At 43.1% G+C, this 2386-nt stretch carries 4 protein-coding genes; 2 read left to right on the top strand and 2 right to left on the bottom strand.

Annotated features, from left to right (window positions below):
- Window positions 1-208 precede the first annotated feature (208 nt).
- A complete protein-coding gene (locus tag HRU21_12800) occupies window positions 209-436 on the top strand; it encodes a transposase (GenBank protein ID NRA43169.1) in 228 nt (75 codons plus the stop codon).
- On the top strand, window positions 433-1296 hold the full coding sequence (locus HRU21_12795; GenBank protein ID NRA43168.1) for an IS3 family transposase: 864 nt from the start codon (window positions 433-435) through the stop codon (window positions 1294-1296). The genes HRU21_12800 and HRU21_12795 overlap by 4 nt, the downstream gene beginning before the upstream one ends.
- 96 nt (window positions 1297-1392) lie before the next feature.
- Here HRU21_12795 and HRU21_12790 read toward each other — a convergent pair whose 3' ends face one another.
- On the bottom strand, window positions 1393-1980 hold the full coding sequence (locus HRU21_12790) for an ATP-binding protein (GenBank protein ID NRA43167.1): 588 nt from the start codon (window positions 1978-1980) through the stop codon (window positions 1393-1395).
- A gap of 33 nt (window positions 1981-2013) precedes the next feature.
- On the bottom strand, window positions 2014-2386 hold a 373-nt coding region (locus tag HRU21_12785), incomplete at its 5' end, for a hypothetical protein (GenBank protein ID NRA43166.1).

Here is a 2386-nt window from a genome sequence, read left to right as displayed (position 1 = left end):
TGAAATAACACAACGAGGCGAAATCACCCAGTTCAATATTGTTCCACCTGATGATGTTTATTACAAGAATACCCAGAATGGCGAATCCCAATAGGTTTCGCCGTGAAGTACTCCCCAAAAATCGGACAGTAAGTTAAGGATTATCAAACCCTATAAATTTACTGAAATGAAAAGGAGAAAATTCACCTCAAAATTCAAGACCAAAGTAGTGCTGGAAGCACTTAGTGAACGTTCAACTGTTCAGGAGTTGGCCAAAAAACACGAGCTTCATCCGAACCAGATCTCGAAATGGAAAGCAGAGTTTTTGTCGAAAGCGGAATCGGTTTTTGATAGCGGTTCAAAAGCTTCTGACCATCAAGAAGACACTGAAAAGCTCTACAAAGTGATCGGTCAGCAGAAAGTCGAGATAGATTTTTTAAGAAAGGCCTCGCAATGAATCACAGCAGCAGAGAACGAAGAGAGAAGGTTTCAGATAACCATCCTTCTTTGAGCATTGCGAGGCAATGTAGGCTACTTTCTGTAGCCAGGAGCATGCACTACTATCAGCCAAAGAAAGAGAGCGATCTCAATTTGGAGTTGATGAAAGCTATTGATGCAGAACATCTCAAACACCCTTTCAAAGGCGTTAAGCGCATGGCTGTTTGGTTGAATAAGGATCAGGGTCATCAGGTGAATGAGAAGCGTATCAGAAGGCTCTATAAGATCCTGGGAATTGAAGGAATGGCTCCCAAACCTAATACTTCTAAACCTTCCAAAAAGAACCGTATCTACCCTTATTTACTCAAAAACCTGAAAATAACCAGACCCAATCAGGTTTGGGGAATTGACATCACCTATATTCCTGTGAAGGGTGGATACCTCTACCTGGTGGCTATCATTGACCTTTACAGCCGTTTTGTGGTAGGCTGGTCTTTGAGTAATACCATGCAAGCAGAGTGGTGCAAAGAAACGCTAAGAGAAGCCATAGAGGCTCATGGTACTCCTGAAATCCTCAATACTGACCAAGGCAGTCAGTTTACCTCAGAGGTCTTCACAAGCTTCGTTACTTCGGATCAATTCGGTATCCGATTAAGCATGGATGGTAAAGGAAGAGCAATTGATAATGTGTTTATTGAGAGGCTTTGGAGAAGTCTCAAATACGAGCATGTTTATCTGAACCCGGCAGAGGATGGCCTGGATTGTTTCCGGGGCTTGAAGCAATACTTCAAATTCTACAATCACGAAAGAAGGCACAGTTCGATTGATGATGAGGTTCCTGGTATGTACTATCAACAGGCAAAAAAGGTGGCTGCATGATAAATCTGGACTTATCCACAGTTATCCACAAGTTATGAGTCTCCCCCAGACCCCCTCATCTAGATAGCGTTATAAACTATAATAATAATTGATTCTTTAAATATCTAACTTAACTTTACTTAATTCCTGTCCTATAAATGGGGAGTACTTCACCTGGTTGTCAAGTGCCTGGAGACCAAAATCATCAAGGATGAGCAAGGTAGCCTTACTGAGTTTGTTGAGTTCTTTGAGATAAGTACCATCGACCTTAGCCAGTTTGAGTCTGGTGAAGAGCCGGGCAGTAATCTGGTAATAGACCCGATGATCCATCAAGCAGGCCTGATGCCCAAGAGCCTGACTCAGATAGCTTTTACCCACTCCTGAAGGTCCAGTAATGATGATGTTCTCCTTTTTGTTGATGAACTCCAGAGAAGCGATCCTTTCAAAGGCATTTTTATTGAGACTTCTGGCATGGTGATAGTCTACTTCAGCCAGAGTAGCTTGTTGACGCATGGCTGCATTCTTGATCAGTCGGTCTGTCTTGCGTTGTTGGCGGTCTTCCCACTCATGGTCAATGAGCATGGCCAGGTATTCGTCATTGGTCCATTGATCGTGTTGCTGGCCTTGAAGGTGTTGCTGGTGGTGATGGGCCATGGCATGTAGCCTCATCTTCTTGAGTTTTTCCAGCGTCTGATGATTGTTCATGATAACAAAATGGGTTTAAAATGATAGATGTGATTATTGATAAGAGGATGCTCCTCGTATGTTTTCATGCTCAGGAATATGTGATTGATCACTTTGAGAGAATAGATCGAACTGATCTTCTTCCAGTCCATTTTTGAGCATATTCCGCACTACTTGATAACTGTGGGACTGACACTCCAATGCCCTTTTGCAAGCTTTATCAAGCCGTTCAGAGCCGTAGCTTTTAGCTAGTTGGATAATGCCCATGGCTCTCTTGTAATTGACTTCCGGATACTGTTGATCTGCCAGTAAGGCTTTGATGAAAGAAGTGACGTATTGACCATGTTTATCGGCCAGCCGCTCAAAGTAATCCGGGCTCCATTGGCTATAAGCCTGATGAGCACTGCTCAAGTGGTCTTTTTGCGTG

Source organism: Pseudomonadales bacterium (genome assembly GCA_013215025.1).
Taxonomy (GTDB): domain Bacteria; phylum Pseudomonadota; class Gammaproteobacteria; order Pseudomonadales; family DT-91; genus DT-91.
The sequence above is the reverse complement of the archived record's forward strand: the minus strand, read 5'-3'. Positions and strand labels throughout refer to the sequence as shown.

Coding starts and splice junctions, on each gene's coding strand:
- HRU21_12790 (NRA43167.1), bottom strand. CDS start 1,980: ATGAACAATCATCAGACGCTGGAAAAACTCAAGAAGATGAGGCTACAT.
- HRU21_12795 (NRA43168.1), top strand. CDS start 433: ATGAATCACAGCAGCAGAGAACGAAGAGAGAAGGTTTCAGATAACCAT.